Origin of the sequence: Candidatus Xenohaliotis californiensis (assembly GCF_963930935.1) — a bacterium.
GTDB classification, from domain to species: domain Bacteria; phylum Pseudomonadota; class Alphaproteobacteria; order Rickettsiales; family CAWVOK01; genus Xenohaliotis; species Xenohaliotis californiensis.
Genome location: NZ_CAWVOK010000031.1, coordinates 1 through 20,425, shown reverse-complemented (window position 1 = coordinate 20,425; position 20,425 = coordinate 1). Strand labels below are relative to the sequence as shown.

Annotated in this window: 19 protein-coding genes; 14 read left to right on the top strand and 5 right to left on the bottom strand. The window is 30.2% G+C overall.

Annotation, left to right across the window (positions count from 1 at the left end):
• Positions 1–45: 45 nt before the first annotated feature.
• Both AABI72_RS04115 and xth read right to left on the bottom strand, forming a co-directional pair.
• A complete protein-coding gene (locus AABI72_RS04115) occupies positions 46–789 on the bottom strand; it encodes a hypothetical protein (RefSeq protein WP_338364686.1) in 744 nt (247 codons plus the stop codon).
• A gap of 42 nt (positions 790–831) precedes the next feature.
• On the bottom strand, positions 832–1,605 hold the full coding sequence (xth, locus tag AABI72_RS04110) for an exodeoxyribonuclease III (protein WP_338364685.1): 774 nt from the start codon (positions 1,603–1,605) through the stop codon (positions 832–834).
• Positions 1,606–2,211: 606 nt separating this feature from the next.
• On the opposite strand from xth, the gene AABI72_RS04105 reads away from it, so the two are divergent.
• Positions 2,212–3,264 (top strand): quinone-dependent dihydroorotate dehydrogenase, encoded by a 1,053-nt coding sequence (locus AABI72_RS04105; protein ID WP_338364684.1) that lies wholly within the window; start codon positions 2,212–2,214, stop codon positions 3,262–3,264.
• 119 nt (positions 3,265–3,383) lie between these two features.
• Entirely contained in the window at positions 3,384–4,196 is an 813-nt protein-coding gene (locus tag AABI72_RS04100) for a hypothetical protein (RefSeq protein ID WP_338364682.1), read from the top strand.
• 84 nt (positions 4,197–4,280) lie between these two features.
• Here the strand turns inward: AABI72_RS04100 and AABI72_RS04095 are convergent, their stop codons facing one another.
• Entirely contained in the window at positions 4,281–5,231 is a 951-nt protein-coding gene (locus AABI72_RS04095; RefSeq protein WP_338364680.1) for a ribose-phosphate diphosphokinase, read from the bottom strand.
• 261 nt (positions 5,232–5,492) lie between these two features.
• Here AABI72_RS04095 and AABI72_RS04090 point away from each other — a divergent pair, with 261 nt between their 5' ends.
• The 9 genes from AABI72_RS04090 to plsY all read left to right on the top strand — a co-directional run bounded on the left by AABI72_RS04090 (position 5,493) and on the right by plsY (position 15,749).
• On the top strand, positions 5,493–6,554 hold the full coding sequence (locus tag AABI72_RS04090) for an N-acetylmuramoyl-L-alanine amidase (RefSeq protein WP_338364679.1): 1,062 nt from the start codon (positions 5,493–5,495) through the stop codon (positions 6,552–6,554).
• A gap of 332 nt (positions 6,555–6,886) precedes the next feature.
• Positions 6,887–9,805 (top strand): hypothetical protein, encoded by a 2,919-nt coding sequence (locus AABI72_RS04085; RefSeq protein WP_338364676.1) that lies wholly within the window; start codon positions 6,887–6,889, stop codon positions 9,803–9,805.
• A gap of 97 nt (positions 9,806–9,902) precedes the next feature.
• Complete coding sequence (ispH, locus tag AABI72_RS04080) at positions 9,903–10,853, top strand: 4-hydroxy-3-methylbut-2-enyl diphosphate reductase (protein WP_338364675.1); 951 nt, start codon at positions 9,903–9,905, stop codon at positions 10,851–10,853.
• A 91-nt stretch (positions 10,854–10,944) separates the two neighbouring features.
• Complete coding sequence (gene hslU, locus AABI72_RS04075) at positions 10,945–12,252, top strand: ATP-dependent protease ATPase subunit HslU (protein ID WP_338364674.1); 1,308 nt, start codon at positions 10,945–10,947, stop codon at positions 12,250–12,252.
• A 139-nt stretch (positions 12,253–12,391) separates the two neighbouring features.
• On the top strand, positions 12,392–12,718 hold the full coding sequence (locus tag AABI72_RS04070) for a hypothetical protein (RefSeq protein WP_338364673.1): 327 nt from the start codon (positions 12,392–12,394) through the stop codon (positions 12,716–12,718).
• A 186-nt stretch (positions 12,719–12,904) separates the two neighbouring features.
• On the top strand, positions 12,905–13,483 hold the full coding sequence (dcd, locus tag AABI72_RS04065) for a dCTP deaminase (RefSeq protein WP_338364687.1): 579 nt from the start codon (positions 12,905–12,907) through the stop codon (positions 13,481–13,483).
• Entirely contained in the window at positions 13,464–14,747 is a 1,284-nt protein-coding gene (murA, locus tag AABI72_RS04060; protein WP_338364671.1) for a UDP-N-acetylglucosamine 1-carboxyvinyltransferase, read from the top strand. The genes dcd and murA overlap by 20 nt, the downstream gene beginning before the upstream one ends.
• Before the next feature lie 59 nt (positions 14,748–14,806).
• Complete coding sequence (locus AABI72_RS04055) at positions 14,807–15,103, top strand: hypothetical protein (RefSeq protein ID WP_338364668.1); 297 nt, start codon at positions 14,807–14,809, stop codon at positions 15,101–15,103.
• 52 nt (positions 15,104–15,155) lie between these two features.
• On the top strand, positions 15,156–15,749 hold the full coding sequence (gene plsY, locus AABI72_RS04050) for a glycerol-3-phosphate 1-O-acyltransferase PlsY (RefSeq protein WP_338364666.1): 594 nt from the start codon (positions 15,156–15,158) through the stop codon (positions 15,747–15,749).
• Here the strand turns inward: plsY and gatC are convergent.
• Both gatC and ychF read right to left on the bottom strand, forming a co-directional pair.
• The gene (gatC, locus tag AABI72_RS04045; protein ID WP_338364664.1) at positions 15,738–16,052 is read right to left on the bottom strand and encodes an Asp-tRNA(Asn)/Glu-tRNA(Gln) amidotransferase subunit GatC; all 315 of its coding nucleotides are present in this window, start codon (positions 16,050–16,052) and stop codon (positions 15,738–15,740) included. The genes plsY and gatC overlap by 12 nt on opposite strands.
• 13 nt (positions 16,053–16,065) lie before the next feature.
• Entirely contained in the window at positions 16,066–17,139 is a 1,074-nt protein-coding gene (ychF, locus tag AABI72_RS04040) for a redox-regulated ATPase YchF (protein ID WP_338364661.1), read from the bottom strand.
• Between the two features lie 1,763 nt (positions 17,140–18,902).
• Between ychF and AABI72_RS04035 the strand changes: the two genes are divergently transcribed.
• The 3 genes from AABI72_RS04035 (at position 18,903) to AABI72_RS04025 (ending at position 19,691) form a co-directional block, all read left to right on the top strand.
• Entirely contained in the window at positions 18,903–19,097 is a 195-nt protein-coding gene (locus AABI72_RS04035) for a hypothetical protein (RefSeq protein WP_338364659.1), read from the top strand.
• A gap of 86 nt (positions 19,098–19,183) precedes the next feature.
• Positions 19,184–19,342: a hypothetical protein gene (locus AABI72_RS04030; protein ID WP_338364657.1), complete on the top strand. Its 159-nt coding sequence runs from the start codon at positions 19,184–19,186 to the stop codon at positions 19,340–19,342.
• Positions 19,343–19,556: 214 nt separating this feature from the next.
• Positions 19,557–19,691 (top strand): hypothetical protein, encoded by a 135-nt coding sequence (locus AABI72_RS04025; RefSeq protein WP_338364655.1) that lies wholly within the window; start codon positions 19,557–19,559, stop codon positions 19,689–19,691.
• Positions 19,692–20,425: the final 734 nt, after the last annotated feature.

Here is a 20,425-nt window from a genome sequence, read left to right as displayed (position 1 = left end):
AAATTTTGGCACCCCAGCCCATGGTCACAAGTCAGGCTTTTGACACTACGGTCGTCCATTAATAAGTGCAATCTCTATAAGAGCAAGACCAACACCACCCACATTAGATCCCATTATGCCAACTTTACTTCCATTAAGTAGTAGTATCTCTCCTGCCTTTGGAAAACCAACCCCTTTAACTATGCATAACCTTTTACAACGTTTCTTTCTATATTTCATCATACAAGTAACCTCCTGACCTATATAACAACCCTTGTTAAAATCTATACAATTAATAAAATCTAAACCATAATCAAAAGGATAGTGAGTATTAGGCAAGATATCTTTACAAACTTCTGGAATAAAATGCTCTATTCTTTTGCAATCATAATCATCAATACTAGCATCAACCAAAAATGATGCTGCAGAGCCTCTATTGACCAACAATCTATATCCCATTGCAGATGATCTTGGATCAGCATAACAGCACAATGCACCATCTACCATGTTTTCTGAGGAAAAAACAACAAATTCATCTGCACATCTTACAGCAACTTTAGATGAAAGCTTATACATTGTTAACAAACTAACTAATTCTTCTAAACAAGCAGTATTGCAATCTATTGCAAACCATTCTTCTTGAGCGAAAATAAAAAAATCATTCACCACAATACCTTTAGGTGTTAAAATAGCTGAATAAGTTAATCCATTTTGCTTTATTGAATTTGTAGTAACTCTAAGTAAAAAACTACCTGCATCAATGCCATCAACCAATAAAATACTTCTATTTGTCAATTCAATAATCATCATAAACCTATTTTTCCAAAATAAATACAAAACACTATAAGTAAACTAATGCAGCTTACAAAAAATAGGTACATGATCTGAAGGCTCAGACTCATTACGCCAAAAAGTTTCAATATATGCCTTATCTAACATATCAACAGCCAATGGTGACAAAAGAATATTATCTATTCTCATACCACGATTACTTCGCCAAGCACTAGCTCTATAATCCCACCAACTAAATGTTCTTTCATTGGCATGCAGTAAACGAAAAGCATCACGCATGCCCAATCCAAACAATTCTCTAGCTTTACGTCTCATAGAAATATGAAAACACACACTATCAGTTAAACGGGCAGGTGAATAAACATCAATGTCATATAATGCAACATTATAATCACCAGCAACAATTAATGGCTCATCATATTCCATAGCATCATGCACTCTTTCTTGCAGTGCATCAAAAAACTTGATCTTATAAAGAGAATTTTTACTATCAATAGAACCCCCATTAGGCACATAAACATTAATAATGCGAAAAGCTTTTTCATTTTTAATCACAAGACATTCCATATATCTAGCTTGTGTGTCACCAAAAATAAGTGAAGTTCTTACATCTTCTATTGCATGTTTAGAAATACAAGCTACACCATTATAAGACTTTTCACCATGCACCCTAACATTATAACCCATGCTTTCTATTTCCAAAAATGGAAAAGAATCTGTGGTACACTTTAGCTCTTGTAGCAATAAAACATCTAAATTGCTCTTTTTTAATAAACATTGTACTAATCCAAGACGCTTTTTAATAGAATTTACATTCCAACTAGCTAATTGCATACCAATGCCCTATTTAAAATAGAAATTATAGTCAAAACATTTATAGTGATCAAATGCTTAGGTAAACATAAGATACATTAGGCTTATTGCAAGTAGTTAAAACACAAACAAATAATCAAAATAATTTTGCAAACAAAAGCATGACAATTGGGATGTCCGGTTCCTTAGCTAGTGTTTTTCACTGCTTTAGTTAATTTCAGAAACCTTATTCATTTTATAGAAGGAACAATACACTGAAAAATAACATAGCAAGTCCCACACAATAAACATGATATGAAAAATACTAAAATGCTAATTAATAATTAATTATTTAAGCTAAGCAATATTATTACTGCTTTACTAAATTTCATGCAAATACCTTATCCACACTATCAGTAGAAAATCTTTCTCTTTCTGTAGATTTCATAGAACAAACTTCTCTACAGAATCCTTGCTCTGCTTCTCAAGCATTAGTCTAATATGATTAATACCTAACTCAACACAGATGAAATAAAATTTATATTATCTAGAAACTACACAAGTCAAACATAGATTAAGTATTTTATATTTAAAACAATCTGTGAAAAGACTATTATTAGACTAAATAAATTTTAATAGGATGATGTTGTGGAAAAATATAAGATTATCAGACCACTTGTATTTTCATTTCCTCCAGAAATAGCACATAATATTGCTATCAAGACACTAAAATATCTGCCAAAACAAAAATCATGCTCAAACTCAGTATTAGAAAACAACTTATTTGGATTAAAATTTAAAACACCTGTAGGTATAGCAGCAGGTTTTGACAAAAATGGTGAAGTAGTTGAAGCACTGTTCAATCAAGGTTTAAGCTTTGTGGAAGTTGGCACTGTAACGCCATTTGCACAAAAGGGAAATGCTAAACCAAGAATATTTAGATTACTAGAAGATGAAGCAATAATAAATAGTATGGGTTTTAACAACAAAGGAATTGATTATGTAATATCACGCTTATCTGTTGTACCAAAAAATAAAGGTATAGTTGGTATCAATATAGGAAAAAACAAGCTAGGATCAATAAATGATTTTAGCACTTGCTTAGAACAAGCCTATGCCACAGCTGATTATATAGCCATAAATATCTCATCACCAAATACTTTTGGATTACGCAATTTACAAGGCAGGAATGAATTAAAAGAATTATTAGATCTTATTACTGAAAAAAAAAGAGAACTCATAAAAAAATTTCAAACTACAAAACCATTGCTGATAAAAATATCTCCTGATAATGACTATAAAACCATGGAAGGAATTGCAGAACTTTCATTGACATATAATATCGATGGTTTAATTATCTCAAATACCACAATACAAAGAGAAAAAAATTTACTTTCACCATATAAAAGTAAACCTGGTGGGTTAAGTGGTAAGCCACTTACAAGAAAAACTAATGAAAGTATAAAAACAATGTACAAACTGCTCAATGGCACAAAACCCATTATTGGAAGTGGTGGAATTGTAAATGCCAATGATGCATATGAAAAAATCAAACTTGGTGCATCACTTATACAGCTATATACTGGAATAATTTATAATGGCTTTAGCATTGTGACAAAAATACAGCATAATCTAGTAAAGCTATTGCATAATGATGGCTTCAGCAACATTAAAGATGCAGTTGGTCAAGGCAATAACTAAACATCTATCTTAATAATTACCATCCACTAAACAATGAGATTGACCTAAAAAAAATTATTGTCAATATAAATGCAACCTGCTCAGCAACTTATTAACTAATTTTGTTTATAAGTTATAAAATGCTCAAAATAAATTTAAGTACTATGGTTTTATATTATTATGAAATAGACAATGAAACACTTGGTGCAATATGGGAGATTTGGTTTAGATCCTTTGATGGTAAATGGACTAATTCTGAGACATATAACCAATACTCAAAATCTTGTAAAAAAATAGTATCTGAGCTTAGAGCAAAATTATCAACAACACAACTTACAGCACAAGACAAACAAAATAAAGATGATTTTACTTATGAATTAGCTAAATTTTTCTTTTTTCCTAAGACAAAAGAAAATCCACAAGTAAACTATACATTTCTCATTTTAGAAGAAATATGCAGAGAACTTGCTGAGCTTGAAGACTTCAAAACTATTGGTAAAATTAACAACATGCTGCTCAAAAAAAACATATTAATGCAATTTTTTGGCAATTATATGATATCAATAGATAATAATATGATTATGTCAACACAGCTAAGTGGTGCATTACTGCTGATAGTAGATGCTCAGTTACGCAAAACCATCAAACCATATATGGGTGCAATCAGTGCCTACAAACGCCATAAGAGCTCACTGCTTAAACATTGTACAAATGCACTAATTGCTCTTGTTCTTGATGTTGCATTAATTAATAAATCAATAAAAACATATGATGAAGCAATAGCTGCTATAAAATCTATGGATATTTTAAATCCAGAAGATTTAAAATATTTACATTCTATAAAACAATATCTTACCTCACTTGATAAAAAAATGAGTGAAGAAGATAGACACTTTGCATTCTCCAGTGTAACCAATGCAATAATGTGGTTAGGTGCTAAAATAAATCAATAAATACACTGATCATCTATCTAAATCAACAATTAACATATAATAAAATTAAACTAAAAAAAGGCTTGCAACTACATCAATACCAATTCAGAATTCAGAATTCAAAATATCTTCAATTTGTGGCCAAAGATCCAATGCTACAACTTTTTCACTATTTTTCCTTAATTCTATTGAGTTAGTAACATACACTTTATCAATGTCTGATTCATCAATTCTACTAACTGCATTACCTGATAAAACAGGATGTGTTATATATGCAGTAATACTTTTAGCACTCATTTTCTTCAAAAATGATACATTTGCCAATAATGTTGAACCAGAGCCAATAATATCATCAATAATAATGCAGTGCATTCCATCAACATCTCCAATTAAATACTCAGCAGAAACTTTTCCTGTTCTTATATGACGCTTTTTATCCACTATTGCCATAGGACAGCCTACACTCTTGGACATCTGACGGCAGCGTTTTATACTACCAACATCTGGTGCTACAAAAACTATTTTTTCTTTTGCAAATTTAAATATAGGTAATTCTTTAATATGTTGCAAAAAAAATTTATTGGTTGGCACATTATAAAAAGGGCACTTAGAGTAACCTAGCACACTTTCAGAATGTATATCAAATGTAAATAACTCACTAACTCCAGCATTATACAAAAAATCAAGAACAAGCCCAGAACTCAAGCAAGAAGCATTTTCTGTAACGCGATCTTGCCTAGTATAACAAAAATATGGAGCCACAACCGCAATGTGACCAGCACCACATCTTCTTAAGCTATCAATTATCATTCCCAATTCAATTAGTCTATCATTTGGATTAGGATATAGGGAAGATAAAATACAGCAAGGTTTATTAAAGGGAATTCTCATTACATCAGAAGCAATACCAAAATCAAATAAATTCAATTTTACTGCACTTTCTCCATCAGAAAAATTACTTACAATAACAGTAATAAATGAGGTATCTTGCTTATGAGTCTGATTTTCTGCAATATATTTATACCATGGTGAGTTACTAGGTATTATTATTGGCATAAACCTACTTATTTAACAAATATAACACTAATTATAACACACACCACAATATATACTAGTTCTCACATATTATTTAACCTATAAAAATTATGTATAAACCTATGATGAACATCCTGTACAAATAATCTATCAAACTCCTGCAGTTGAGCCTATGAAAATTATAAATTTATCATAAAGTTTATTAAAAAATTTATTAAAATAGTTGCATACACAGTTATATTTATTATATATTTATATCAATAAACTAATTATTGTTAACTTATGTTAGAATACTCTGGATTTCTTGCAGACACTAATACAGATGCATATACAAAGCTCAATCTTAGCTCCATAGTTGATCTTAATAACCCAAAACCACAAATAATAAACGACAAAGAATACACTGCACAACCAATTGATCTAATGGATGAAGGAACTCTTTCCATGCTAACTGAAGAACTGAAAATAGAAGATAAAGACATCTTTGCTCAAGATATAGAAAATATTATGGATTATACTACTAGTGCTTTTATAGTGCGTGATGAAAATTCTACACCACTTTATCTTTGGACAGACATGCCAAGCAAAAATTACAAACATGAAAAAACCCAGCCAACAGATACACTAGTGCTGCATTACACGGCAGCCAACTTAAAATCAGCTTTAGATACTTTTATACAAAAAACTGATGTATCAATACACTATATTGTAGGTAAAAGTGGGATCATTATCAATTTAATTCCAGACAATAAAATTGCTTGGCATGCTGGAAAAAGCAGCTGGCAAGGAAGGGAAAAGGTTAATGATTACTCTGTTGGTATAGAGATTATTAATCAAGGATGGGGTACTCCTGATGGAAACTGGGAAGAGTTTACTGGTGCACAAAAAAAATCAGTATGCTTGCTGTCAAAAGACATATCCACACATCACAACATACCAAGAGATAGAATAGTAGGACATCAAGATGTTGCACCAGACAGAAAGGTAGATCCAGGCCCATTATTCTTCTGGGATGAGATGGCTGAACATGGTGCAGGGATTAGCACAGGAGGTATTTGCGATAGAGACTCTAAAGTTATTTGCAAATTCAATGATGAAAATGATAAAGTAAGAAGCATGCAAGAAAAATTAAGCGAATTTGGCTATAAAATTAAAATAGATGGAAAATATGATGAAGAAACTGCTAAAGTTGTTAATGCTTTTACCTGCCATTTCTCACAAGAAGAACGTCTTGCATTAGAAAAAATATCAGGTAAAAATACCAGTAATCCATGGACAACAGTATGTGATACAAAAATAGACTTAGCATTAAAAGAAAAATCTGATCATCATATAGATATATAGATAAAATTGACACAAATGCTACTCAATTATTTTGCATAAAAGCAATTTATATACAACAGTTAGTAAATTGCCACATGCAAAATATAAACTAAATAGTCTATCTAAATGATCTATATGCATCAATTTAACAACAAAACACTATCAAACTACAATAATTAATTAGTTAAACAAATAAATAATTATTACAACAATGCAAAACATCCTGTAGACTATTTAAAATCTATATCATCATACAATCAAAATACATTGACTAAAACTATCCAAATTAAGTTTACATTTTGTTACAAGAAGTTTATAATTTATTGTATAAATAATATTTATTTAATCAATCTATGCCTAGCATACAATCTCAAATAATTGAAAATCTTAAAATACGTCCTAAAAATGCATATGCAAACAAAATAGTATTATGTCCAGTAGGTCATCAAGATGATATAAGCAAAATAAAACCACACTATTTCATAGATAAAAACAACAGAATTTACAACATTACACCAATAAACACTGTATCACCAAGCTTATCTGGTGCAACATGGGGTGAAGATAGTGACTTAGAATCATCTTGCATTCTAGTTGGTATTGAACAAACAAGTTCATTACTAGATGAGGAAAACAACACAGTTGAAGATAGCGACTCTCTAGCTGAAACAAACAGTGTATCAGACCTTAGATTTCTTAAAAATATAAAGCAATATACATTAAAAAAGAAAAAATTATTACATACCAAAGGAAATAGTGTATCTAGCAAAACTATCTTAAGTTTAGCAGACATACATGGCATACAAAAAGATAATATAATATCAGATTTTGACCTACATCTACCACAAACTAGCAATATACTCCCAAGTTCAATATGGAAAGAAATCAATCCATCACTAACCATAGATGAACTAGATAGTACCCCCATTGAAGATGCTAGAGCACTCAGTATTCATGAAACAAATCCAAGAGTTAAAGAACTAAAATCTTACTTAATGTGCATAGGATATAGGATAGATGAAGATACACCTGTGCTAGATCAGCAAACATTTGATAGCTGCATGTCATTAAGCTCTAAATTTTTTGGCATTGCTACAACTACAGCTGCATATAAAGCTGGTGAGGTAAGTAGTAAAATTGTTAGGCTTGCTAGAACTCTTGCACAAAAAAAAACCAAACCAGCAACAACCCTAAGCTCAGCATATCCATCAGCTATGGTTAATACTGAACTATTAGAAAGTCTTCATAAGAAAAAATCAACTGAGCTATCAAAATCAATAAGAAACAGTAAAAACGTCTTTACACTTGATAGCTTAGCCTATGCTACAGCTATGACCATTATTACAATATTAATATGCATAATATTACCCTATATACCTGGATTAACATTGTTTGCTGCAAATATAGGAAAAATAATATGTGGCTTAATTGCTGGTGGTGCAATAACTGGCCATTTTATATCTCCACATCCAAAAGCCAATGCAGAAGTAAGAAAATCACTTAAAGATACTGTGAGCCTAACAGAAAAACATAATTCAACATTTAATCAGCTAGTCAGAAGACTTCAAAATAAAGGAGTACAAATAAGCAGTGTAGAGCTTAGTACACCAAAAGATTATACAGATAACAAAAAAGAAGATAAAAGTCTTATAACTACTTATACTGAAGAACTTATCTTAACACTAAAATTGCTAGCACCATCATTATCTATACTGGCTATTGCAGTAATAATGACAACATTTCTTACTATACCAACAATAGCGTTAAACACCATAGTTGCAATTGCTATGATTACCTATGCATTAACAGGAGCATATGCATCTTACATGAAATCAGCTCAGCTTATTAAAGACTCTGAGCCATACACACAAAATCTAATAGAAAACTTTAAGAAAAAAAATGACTTTATTAAAAATGTATTAAAAACACAAGGCATTGATGCAGAAGTATCTAGGCACAATAATCGTAACAAAAATCTCGATAATATATCTAAAAAATATAAACAAAAAAAGATAGTTGTAGCAATTCTAGCAGCCTCTCTTTTAATAACAGCAATTACTCTTACAGTTGTACCATCATTTATTCCAATATTAGCAAGTGGGATATTAAATACACTGATCAGTAAAATTGCTATTACTATCTTTGTTTCCATGGGAACAATGTTTGCAGTAAAAAAATACTCCTCTATTGGTGCAGAAAAAAATATTGAGATATTCCAAAAACTTGCTAAAGAACGCAAAGATATTGTATCTACAGCAACTCTATCCAGCAATGGTAGCAAAATGGATACTAGTGCATTAAACACTGCAGATAAACTGCAGGCCAACTATAAAAAAACTAGAAAACTGCAAAAAGAAAACATGGAAAGAACCAATAGACCATCAACATTACTAGGCATAACGCTCCTACAGCTTGGTGGTATAATGTTCATAATTTCTGCATTTATAGCATTTAATGCTCCTACAATTACTATTGCAATACTTAATGCATTAGTTGTGCTAGTTGCTGGCATGCTTGTTAAATATGGTATAAAATCAATCTTAGCACCAGATTCTACAATAAATAACGTGCAACTCAGAATGAATAGTGCCTATTTAAATCATGAGATTGCAGCTAATTCATTACTAACCACTGTTAAAAATGCAATAAAAAAACATAAACCATTACATACATCAGTTAGCTTTGAACAACTAGAGTTTAAGAGAGACTTGATATTGGAAGAAATTAGAAATATTGATAGAAAAATAAATAATTTAAGTATAGAGAAAGCTGCTTATCAAACACATCAAAACACAAATAAAATATTTGCCCAACGTTTAATGAGCCCTCATACTATTGCAGCAGCATTGGCAACAGCAACATTTAGTATCATTATATCAATAATACCATTTCTTGCTTTGACACCTTTAGTCTCTGGAATACTGACAACAACTGCTGTAGTATTAATGGCTGTTGCATCAGGTGCATTTGGTGATAGTTTATTTAAATATTATCCACCAAAATATGTAGCTGCACGCACAATTGATATAATCAACTTAAATGAACAAAAAGAAGCCTTAGCAATTCAGCTTACTGATGCCTTAGAAGAATATAAAACAGAAGCCAGTGTAGCACTAGATACACCAACACTGAGTATGTTATCAAGTGATAAGGAAGTTGAATTAGATAAAGATATGCACTATACTCAAGAAAAAAGCACTTTCTCCAGTGCACTAACAAATGCTTCACTGGTACCATTAATGCGTGAGCAAGGATTAGCTAATGTATATTAGCTAAAATCTTTCTGTATTTTTACTTAAAATTAAATTATTGCAAATACAGGAAGAATATTTATGATGCATTAGATGTGTGTAGGATTTACTAATAATAATGTTAACAATACTCTTAGCTGAACCAAGAGGATTTTGTGCTGGTGTAAGCAGAGCAATACAAGCTCTAGAAAAAATTATTAATATGTACAAAAATGAGACTATTTATGTCTTGCATGAAATAGTGCATAATGCTCATGTTTTAGACAGATTTCATAACCTAGGTGTTATTTTTACAGAAGACATAAATGAAGTGCCTAATAACAGCATATTAATTTTTAGTGCACATGGCATTAGTAAAAAAATTGAACAAATTGCCAAAACAAAAAACTTGCGTACAATTGATGCAACATGTCCACTTGTCAAAAAAACACATAAAAAAATAATTAGTAATGAAAAAAACAACAAACACACAATTCTTATTGGTTCTAAGACTCATCCAGAGATAATAGGCACAAGTGGAAGAATTGACCCAGAAAATGTAACCATCATAAAAAACCATAAAGAACTTACTTTAGCCAAAATACCAACAGATAAATCTCTAGAATATATTACACAAACAACACTTAGTGTTGATGATACAATAAACACAATAAACAAGCTAAAAGAAAAATTCCCTACTATCTCTGGCCCAGGTGTCAAAAATATATGCTATGCCACACAAAATAGGCAAAATGCTGTAAAATTAATGGCAACATGTGGTGCTCAATTGCTGCTTGTAGTTGGGGCAAAAAACAGTTCAAATTCAAACAAGCTTTGTGATACTGGAACCAAAAACAACATAACATCATATCTAATTGCCAATCATCTTGAAATACAAAAACACTGGTTAAATGGTATAGAGAAAATTGGCATCACAGCAGGTGCCTCAACGCCAGATGATCTAATAAATAATGTAATAAAGCACCTAAGCACCTTAAGTAAAAATATCACAATACAGCATATTGTAGCTACAAAAGAATACGTTAAATTCAAACTACCTGAATTATCAAAAACATTATGTACAACATAATTATGCTGCAAATTTATTAGCACAATAAACTTGCCAGTCTGTACTATAGAACTATAATAAAAACTATATTACTTACAACTAGGCAACAACATTGAACAATGATGTACCAAATCCCAAAAAAATAGTTGAAGAACTAGATAAGCATATTGTGGGACAACATGATGCAAAAAAAATTGTGGCTATTGCTCTCCGCAATCGATGGAGGAGAAATCAAATAAAAACTGGCATGCAAGCTGAAATTATACCAAAAAATATATTAATGATAGGGCCTACAGGTGTTGGCAAAACAGAAATTGCCAGAAGATTATCACGCATGGTTAATGCACCTTTTATAAAAGTTGAAGCTACAAAATTTACTGAAGTTGGTTATGTTGGCCGAGATGTTGACTCAATAATCCGCGATCTATTAGACATTGCAATTAACTTAAAGCGTGAAGAAAGGCGCAAGCATGTAATCAAACGTGCAGAAAGAACTGCCAAGGCAAGAATTATTAAAATATTATCCAATGACTCACAAGAAAAATTAGCAAAATGTGAGCAAGAATTGGAATCAGGTGCATTAGATAACAAAGAAATTGAAGTAGAACTTGAAGCAACTGACAGCAACTATAACTCACTTGATGTACCTGATATGCCTGGTGCAGGGGTTGGAATCATAAATATAACAGACATGATTGGCAAAACACTTGGAAATAAAAACAAAAAAAAACGTTGCATGAAAATTAAACATGCTTATGAAGCACTTAAAATTGAAGAAAGTGATAAGCTTATTGACCAAGATCAAATTATTAAAGATGCAATTGATAGTACTGAAAATTCTGGTATTGTGTTCTTAGATGAAGTAGACAAAATCACTCCAAAATCTGATGCAAGAAGTGAAGTTAACAGAGAAGGTGTGCAGCGAGATCTACTTCCATTGATAGAAGGCACAGTTGTTAATACTAAATATGGCTCAGTTAAAACTAATTATGTTTTGTTTATTGCATCAGGTGCCTTCCACTTATCCAAACCATCAGATTTATTACCAGAATTACAAGGCAGACTACCAGTAAGAGTGGAGCTTAATTCATTAAAATGTGAAGATTATATCAAAATTCTAACTGATCCACAATATAGCTTACTAAAACAATATATAGCATTAATGAAAACAGAAAAAGTAGACCTAGTATTTACTGCTAGTGGTACAAAAAAAATAGCAAAATATGCTTTTGAGCTGAACAATGAAATAGAAAATATTGGTGCCAGACGCCTAAATACAATTATGGAAAAGCTATTGGAAGACATAAGTTTTAACACTGATGAAGCAGCTAATAGTATGGTAAAAATAACAGAATCTTATGTAACTGAAAAACTCAATAAAATAATTACAACACTTGATTTATCTAAATTTATTTTATAATTATGCATTTATGCGTTTTTACAGCTTTTTAATATTTTTGGAACTACTAGATAGATTAGGAAAATTTATTGCAAAAACCTTCTTTATAGTTGTTTATTTAATAACTTCTAGCTACATCTTTTATGTAGAGCAATTTGGCATGCAAAATGCACTGGAAAACAATATTTTTTACCGCCCAGAAATAACAATTAGATATCTATATCGTTATATAAAATGGTGGTATAAAAATCGACAAACTGCTTCTCTCAAATCAACATTTACTCTTATTATTGCCATTCTGTTGCCTTGTGGGCTATACATGGGAGTAAAATATATATTTTTGCATATTATGGCAAAAATTAGTAAAAATATATGCATACCAGAAAAATTCAACAAATTCACAAAAAAACCTAAAGATATGAAAAAAAGACAACAACAAATATCCAGCACAACCAATCAACAAAACAGTGCAAAAAAAAACCAGTAATTATTTTCTTTAAATAAAAATATTTAACTATATAATACTCATTAGACATGGTCTTGTTGACTTATATGCCAAATTCATGCTCACTGTGCTTTAGTCATAAGAACCTCTTCAGTTGTTCAAGGCCATTATGTCTAAATGTTCCATCTATGTGATGGGGCAATGTCAACAAAAAACCATAGGTCTATTATGCCTGTTATGTCAGATAATTGGATTAAAAAACAACATAATTCAATGATAAACCCTTTCTTTGAGCAAAAGAAAAGAACAGGGGTAGTATCCTATGGTCTATCATCTTATGGTTATGATGCTAGAGTAGGGAATAAATTTAAAATATTTACCAATACTCATTCATCAATAATAGATCCTAAAAACTTTGATAATAAAAACTTTATTAGCATAGAAACAGATGTATGCACTATACCTCCAAACAGCTTTGCATTAGCATCTACGATAGAATATTTCAAAATTCCACGCAATGTCTTAGTAATTTGCCTAGGAAAGTCAACTTATGCAAGATGTGGCATAGTAATAAATGTTACTCCATTGGAACCAGAATGGGAAGGTCATGTTACTATAGAAATATCAAACACAACACCATTGCCTGCAAAAATTTATGCAAATGAGGGTATATGTCAATGTATATTTATACAGGGTGATAAACCATGTGCCAAATCATATGCAGACAATAATGGCAAGTATATGAAACAACAAGGCATAACACTACCAAAAATAGATATTGACACAAATGCAGAAAATACTTGTTAATGGTGGCAAGCCATTAGTTGGAAAGATAAAAATATCTGGCAGCAAAAACTCTGCTCTACCAATAATTGCAGCATCTCTGATGTCCACTGGAACAATTAACATAAAAAATGTTCCTAATATATCTGATGTTCAAAGCATGCTTTCAATAATAAACTATACTGGATCTAATGCAGTGTACAAAAATAACAATAACGTTATTATTAACTGCAATTGTAAGCTTAATACTAATTTTTCTGGTGCAAGTAAAATAATGCAAAAATTACGTGGCTCATCACTTGTAATGGGTGCCTCACTGGCAGTTAATGGCCATGTTGTCATACCTGCAACAGGTGGATGCAATATAGGTCAAAGACCACTCAATATGCATCTCAATGGCTTTAGAAAACTTGGAGCAAAAATACAACATTTGGACAATTCATTATTGTTAATATCAGTACCAAAAAGCCTGCAAGGTGCTAAAATTAATATGTCAAAAATATCCGTAGGAGCAACAGAAAATATTCTTATGGCTGCCACAATGGCAGATGGATTTACTGAAATCAATAATGCAGCAATGGAGCCAGAAATAGTTGATCTAGCTAATTTCTTAAATAAAATGGGTGCTAACATACAAGGTGCTGGCACCTCAACAATCACAATCAAAGGAACAACAAAGCTATCTAATGATGTTGATCATACAGTTGAATCAGATCGCATTGAAGCAGCAAGTTATGCACTAGCTGCAATGATAACCAAAGGAGAAATAACTCTTATAGGCAATAAACTTATACAAAAATCAGTAGCTAATAAAATAAAAGAGGCAGGAGGTATCATTAATCAATGTGCCAATGCTATAACTATAACAGCTCCATATAAAATAAATCCCATAAACATCAGTACTATGCCCTACCCAGACTTCCCAAGTGATGCACAGCCACAATTTACTGCACTACTATCATTAGCATCTGGATGTTCTACAATCCAAGAAAACATATTTGAAAATAGATTTGCACATACAGAAGAACTAAAAAAAATGGGTGCCAATATTTATACTATATCAGAAAACACCATACAAATTAATGGAGTTAGATCGCTACAAGCAGCAGAGGTACAAGCTACAAATCTTAGATCAGCTATGTCATTAGTTATTGCAGCACTATCTGCTAAAGGAGAGACTTTAATAACAAACCCATTCCATCTAGATAGAGGTTATGAAAATCCAGAGCTAAAACTCTCACAATGTGGTGCAAAGCTTAAGCGTCTAACAGAAAAAATTGATATTTAACTTATGTTAAACTCTATCTTGTAGGATAATTACAGTTACAATGTTTTTATATAAAAGAAATGCATGAAGCTGTTAAAAAAAAGTCATTTATTGGTGCTCTAGCCAACAGTGGTTCACTGCCTGCGGCAATCATACGAAGCACACAAAACAACAAAAGATGTTATTTTGTGGTACTCTTTCGCAATCAATCAAACATGGAAAAAATTAATAAAGATGCCAAGCTTCACAACAAACCAATGAATCTTACTGACTATGGATTAATAATAGCCAAAGGATATGGAGAAAATCCAACAGATGAAGATAAAAAAAAAATATGGGATCAGTATGGCATAGATATTAAAAAACTTTTTACATAGCAATATACTAAATTATTTTGTATAATTTTGAATAAAATATCTATTCTTAAATATGATAAAAACAATACTACTAATTTTATCCTATCTATTAGGCTCTGTTTCTTTTGGCACAGTAATTAGCAATTCAATGAAAATGAAAAATCCACGCAATGCTGGGTCAAAAAATATAGGTGCAAGCAACATGATCAGAGTTAATGGACTTAGAGCTGGTGCTTTAACACTACTAGCGGATGGACTAAAAGGTGCTATACCTGTGCTATTAACCAAACATTACTATGGATCAAGAATAGCTATGGGTTTTGGTATAGCTGCTGTAGTTGGGCATATATTCCCAATATGGACAAAATTCAAAGGTGGTAAAGGTGTTGCAACAGGAATCTTTGTCATAACTATCATTAACTACAAAATAGGAATTTTATCTGGATTGTTATGGATACTGGTATTCTTTTTATCTGGGTATGCATCACTATCATCTCTAACAGCAATATATTCAGCAACAATTGCAATCATAATGTTTGATAATCAAAAAGTTGTTCTGTGGCACATAATCCTAGCCACACTAATATTTTATAAACATGCACAAAATATACAAAAACTAATTAAGCAAACTGAGCACAGATTTCAGCCAACCAATCTAACTTTTTAACACTTTTGGTACTTTAAAATAACCATGCTCTGCATTAGGTGCATTAGATAGAATACTATCCATACAATTATTATCATCAACAAGATCTTTGCGCAACTTTCCACCTTGCATTTTAACTATCTCATCATCCCAGACACTGCATCTGCTAAAATCATTATTGGAAACCTCAATATTAGCTATACTCTCCACCCAGTTAAAAACTTGCTTCATGCTAGATATGTTTTCATCTATCTCTTGATCAGAAAAATCAATTCTAATTAATTCTGCAACCTTTAAAAACTCTTCTTTCAGCTTATCAACCATATTATAGATCCTTTTATATATTAAATTTAAAATTAAAAATATCACCATCAGCAACAATATAATCTTTACCTTCCTGTCTAGACTTTCCAGCTTCCTTGCAAGCTAATTCACCAGCATGCTTTATATAATCATTGTAAGATATAGTTTCTGCCTTTATGAAACCTTTTTCCATATCGGTATGAATTATTCCAGCAGCTTGTGGTGCAAAGCTGCCTTTTTTAAGTGTCCATGCTCGAGCTTCTTTAGGTCCTACAGTAAAAAATGTAATAAGCCCTAATAAATCATATGCTGCTCTAATTAACCCACTAAGACTAGAACCACCTAGTCCTTCCGAAAAAAAAAATTCAGACTGCTCCTCTGCTGACATTTCACTCAATGCTGCTTCCATTGCAGCAGAAACTAAAACAGCATTGGGAGATTGTTTGCATACTATATCAGAATAGCTATTGCCATTTACAATACTCTGCTCATCAACATTACAAACATATAAAACTGGTTTTGTTGTAATAAGTTGTAGCAACTGCAAATCATCATAAGGAACCAATGCTTCACATGCCATTTTTTCTTGATGCAAAACATTCAATGCACCTTTAGCAGCTTCAAGCATTTTAATCATACCAGGATCACGTTTCACTTTTTTCTCTAAAACTGGCAAACGCTTTTCCAAACTTGCTAAATCAGCCATTATAAGCTCCAAGTTTACAACACCAATATCAAACAATGGATCAACTTTATTTGCAACATGTGTTATGTTACTGTCATCAAAACATCTTACAACATGAATAATTGCATCAACTTCTCTAATGTATCCAAGAAATAAGTTACCCAAACCCTCACCCTTATGAGCACCAGCAACTAATCCAGCAATATCAAATATTTCAATCTTTGTTGGTTTTTTAATTGCTGATCCAGCTATTTTGGCCAATTGCTCTATTCGATAATCTGGTACTACAATTGTACCAGAATTAGGTTCAATAGTACAAAATGGATAATTGGCAATCTCTGCAGCATTACTTGCAGTTAAGGCATTGAATAAAGTAGACTTACCAACATTTGGAAGCCCAACCACTCCACATTTAAAGCTCATAAAATACTACTAAAATTATTTAAAAAATTTATAATTTTCTAATACTAAATAACAATACTAATATACTCAATCCCATTGAAGCTAACTGTAAAGCAACAGAAAAGGCAATCTTAAAATATTCTAACATCATATAATAAACAAAACAAGCAACACTTTCAATACAATAAATAAACCAAGAATATAACTATTTAATTAGTAGTTAAAATAAAGTTATTAAAATTATTAATTACAATATTAAAATAAATTTTATAAAAATATAAATATGAGAATCATAATATATTCTATTAATACTCAACAATCCAATTGAGTTACTGTTAAAAAAATTGAGCTTAACTGAACTTAACAGACAATTTATGTATTAGATCTAGCTTATGTAAAAATGAAAAATATGATGTTATATTAAAAATTTACACCTAATTTGCAAAAAATTAACTCTATAATTAAAGCACTGCTTATACACTATCTAAACATCAGAGTGAAATTACATCAATAAAAGATATATAAAATTACTTCTGTGCTATTTAGATCATTATAAAGAAGAAATAAAATTGGGACTTTTGAGAAAAGAGTAAATCTATAGGATATAATCCAAATCTTAAAGAGATTTATTATTTATGTCATAATATTATTGAAAAATTATATAATTTCTGTGAAAAAGAATTATTTGAACAGTTTAAAATTTTATTGAAACAAATTATTCTTATAATAAGTGATCAATCTATTTAAAATTTTAAAAAAATCTCTTGAAGTTTAGATAGTTAAAAAAAATTTATGCTACAAACATAGAAACATTAATGGACAAGTTATTTGAAAAAATCAAAACATTTAAAGCAACATATATCTGAATAGGGAAAATCTACTAATAATAAATGACTTAAAGATAAGAGATGTACTATAAACTTATGCAGCTGAACTTATAAAAAATATAAGTAAGCTAAATACTAGAAATGAAAAATATGAATTAATGCAAAGTGATACTAAGTTGAACATTAACACTAGAATGCAAAATTTAGAAATAGTATATAGAAAAATACAAGTAAATATTTGTAATTTACAGGATAAAAATTCTTAAATCATCCCACCAAGAAAAAATTCAATAACATGTACAGCTGATGTTTTACACATGAGGTTAATATTAGTGGGCTTGCAACAGACAAACAATATAATACTTAAGAGCAGCCATTATATTTACTTATCACTTCAATTAAATGATAAGTAATACACAGATGCTAAGTTGTCACACTAAATTTAATTCAAGCCATTAGTAATGAATAACAATAAGCTACTAAGTCATACTTAATTACTGCTAATGTGTATTAAGCATACTAAAAATAAAGTTTAAAAAATGCAAAAACAAATGAGCAAAAATTTATCAAGATTATAAATCCTCTGTCCTAACAAAAAATATGCATTAAAACTAACTGAAAAATCAATCAATCAAGTATAACAATATTTAATTCAAGTATTTGTAAAATTAACATCTAAAAATAATTTTTTATTAAAAAAATAGTAGAATAAACACTAAATCATAAACTAATAACACAATAATTTATTGATCAACAAGTATTATTAAAATAAATTAAAATTATCTTACCATATTTAAAATATTAAACTCTACGTATTTACCAAAACAAAGTATAAATTGATTAATATTCATATTAATAGTTATATTAACACAACATTATTTATATAAATAAGATGAAAAACAATAATTAATTGAACTAAAAAAATATTTGATATATATCAAAATCTTTAATTTAAGTATGCAAACAATTATAACTACTAAATATCAACTTACTTTTACAAAACCTGCAAATAGTTTATTCAATGAAAAACTAGCTAAAATAGATGAACCACCTGTTATGGCAAATACAACAAATGACACTAATGTAACTGGTAGAAGCATACAGTGCAAAAAGTGCATTACAATGCATACTAATGGTAGAAACAGCAGATGAAAATCAAATAGATAAAAACAGCTTATCAGTTAGAAAAAGATAGTCCATCAACTTTTGGTGAGGATAAAAAAACAGTTGAGAAAGATATGATAGAATTACTTAAAGAATTATCTAAGAATGCACTAAGAGAAACAGATGATACTAATCACAAAGGAGATTTATGCTTATACAATCTATTGGGTAGTGGAAATCTGCAAAAAAATATTCAGACTTTTGAAGTAGTTTATAAACATCTGGAACCCTAAAATATAACAGATATATCATATGCTGATATAATCCAAAATATCGTAAAAAATAGAAGTGCAGATGATTCAATAGATGATCTAATAACTCTAATATCCAGCATTAATAAAGAATTCAAACACAGCATCAATGGTGCATTATTACTACATTAAGCCATTGAAACAAAATTTGAGGAATTTGCAACCAAATTATTTGCTTGGGCTGTAAAGGAAGGATATGGCAAAAGATGCAAATACAATAAAAGAACAACCAGATGAGAAAAGCAAAGATGTGTATAAAAAAATGTTAGGGAAATCAGAAAAAAAATTGCTAAATTTTGTATTTCTCAAAACTTTCATTCTTATGAATTAGAAGAAATAACTCAAAATATAGAAGAGCAAAAAAAATTTACAGAAGAAGCAACAGATAAAATAATTGAGAACTAGAAAAAACACGTGATGAAACATTGCAGAAATTAAAAAAAACAAAAGAAGATTCTTGCAGAGAAAGAAAACATAATGATAGTCTAAAAATTAAGTATCAAAAAAAAATGTGAATTAATAAACATTGTAGCACAACAACTTAAAGATTCTTTACCTTTATCAACAACAAAGCTAAATAACTTTAGAGCAGAAGAGATGGTGCAAAAAGAACAATCTGCTATTCATGTTTAAGCAAAGCTATTCTTAAATACATTGTAACAGTTGGTCAATAGCTTGTGTTATTCTCCACTGTTATTATTGAATGGCTGTTAAATCATGAACAACATCTATCAATTAAGCTATGTAATTAACAATTTTACTAGTGAAAAACATAGTAAAACACTTTTCATAATCTACAATTTAACAACAATGATGCATTTACTGTACAAACAGTGTTCAATATCTAAGCTAAAATCTTAGACAGAAATTAATAATTATGTTGAATTGTGTTATATGAAACATTAGAAAACAAATATTGGCAAAAATTAAACTACAGGTGCACTAAATACATAATAAAATAATAACTAAAAATAGAACAGATAATAAAACACTCTGTTAATCAATAAATGCCCAAATATATTATAAACAACATAGAAACACAACTAAAGAGATAAGCCATCTTAA

What these genes read in the sequence shown, in the direction of transcription:
- AABI72_RS04115 (WP_338364686.1), bottom strand. Translation starts at nt 789, where the DNA reads ATGATGATTATTGAATTGACAAATAGAAGTATTTTATTGGTTGATGGC.
- xth (WP_338364685.1), bottom strand. Translation starts at nt 1,605, where the DNA reads ATGCAATTAGCTAGTTGGAATGTAAATTCTATTAAAAAGCGTCTTGGA.
- AABI72_RS04100 (WP_338364682.1), top strand. Translation starts at nt 3,384, where the DNA reads ATGCTCAAAATAAATTTAAGTACTATGGTTTTATATTATTATGAAATA.
- AABI72_RS04095 (WP_338364680.1), bottom strand. Translation starts at nt 5,231, where the DNA reads ATGCCAATAATAATACCTAGTAACTCACCATGGTATAAATATATTGCA.
- AABI72_RS04090 (WP_338364679.1), top strand. Translation starts at nt 5,493, where the DNA reads ATGTTAGAATACTCTGGATTTCTTGCAGACACTAATACAGATGCATAT.
- AABI72_RS04085 (WP_338364676.1), top strand. Translation starts at nt 6,887, where the DNA reads ATGCCTAGCATACAATCTCAAATAATTGAAAATCTTAAAATACGTCCT.
- ispH (WP_338364675.1), top strand. Translation starts at nt 9,903, where the DNA reads ATGTTAACAATACTCTTAGCTGAACCAAGAGGATTTTGTGCTGGTGTA.
- AABI72_RS04070 (WP_338364673.1), top strand. Translation starts at nt 12,392, where the DNA reads ATGCAAAATGCACTGGAAAACAATATTTTTTACCGCCCAGAAATAACA.
- dcd (WP_338364687.1), top strand. Translation starts at nt 12,905, where the DNA reads ATGCCTGTTATGTCAGATAATTGGATTAAAAAACAACATAATTCAATG.
- murA (WP_338364671.1), top strand. Translation starts at nt 13,464, where the DNA reads ATGCAGAAAATACTTGTTAATGGTGGCAAGCCATTAGTTGGAAAGATA.
- AABI72_RS04055 (WP_338364668.1), top strand. Translation starts at nt 14,807, where the DNA reads ATGCATGAAGCTGTTAAAAAAAAGTCATTTATTGGTGCTCTAGCCAAC.
- plsY (WP_338364666.1), top strand. Translation starts at nt 15,156, where the DNA reads ATGATAAAAACAATACTACTAATTTTATCCTATCTATTAGGCTCTGTT.
- gatC (WP_338364664.1), bottom strand. Translation starts at nt 16,052, where the DNA reads ATGGTTGATAAGCTGAAAGAAGAGTTTTTAAAGGTTGCAGAATTAATT.
- ychF (WP_338364661.1), bottom strand. Translation starts at nt 17,139, where the DNA reads ATGAGCTTTAAATGTGGAGTGGTTGGGCTTCCAAATGTTGGTAAGTCT.
- AABI72_RS04035 (WP_338364659.1), top strand. Translation starts at nt 18,903, where the DNA reads ATGCAAACAATTATAACTACTAAATATCAACTTACTTTTACAAAACCT.
- AABI72_RS04030 (WP_338364657.1), top strand. Translation starts at nt 19,184, where the DNA reads ATGATAGAATTACTTAAAGAATTATCTAAGAATGCACTAAGAGAAACA.
- AABI72_RS04025 (WP_338364655.1), top strand. Translation starts at nt 19,557, where the DNA reads ATGGCAAAAGATGCAAATACAATAAAAGAACAACCAGATGAGAAAAGC.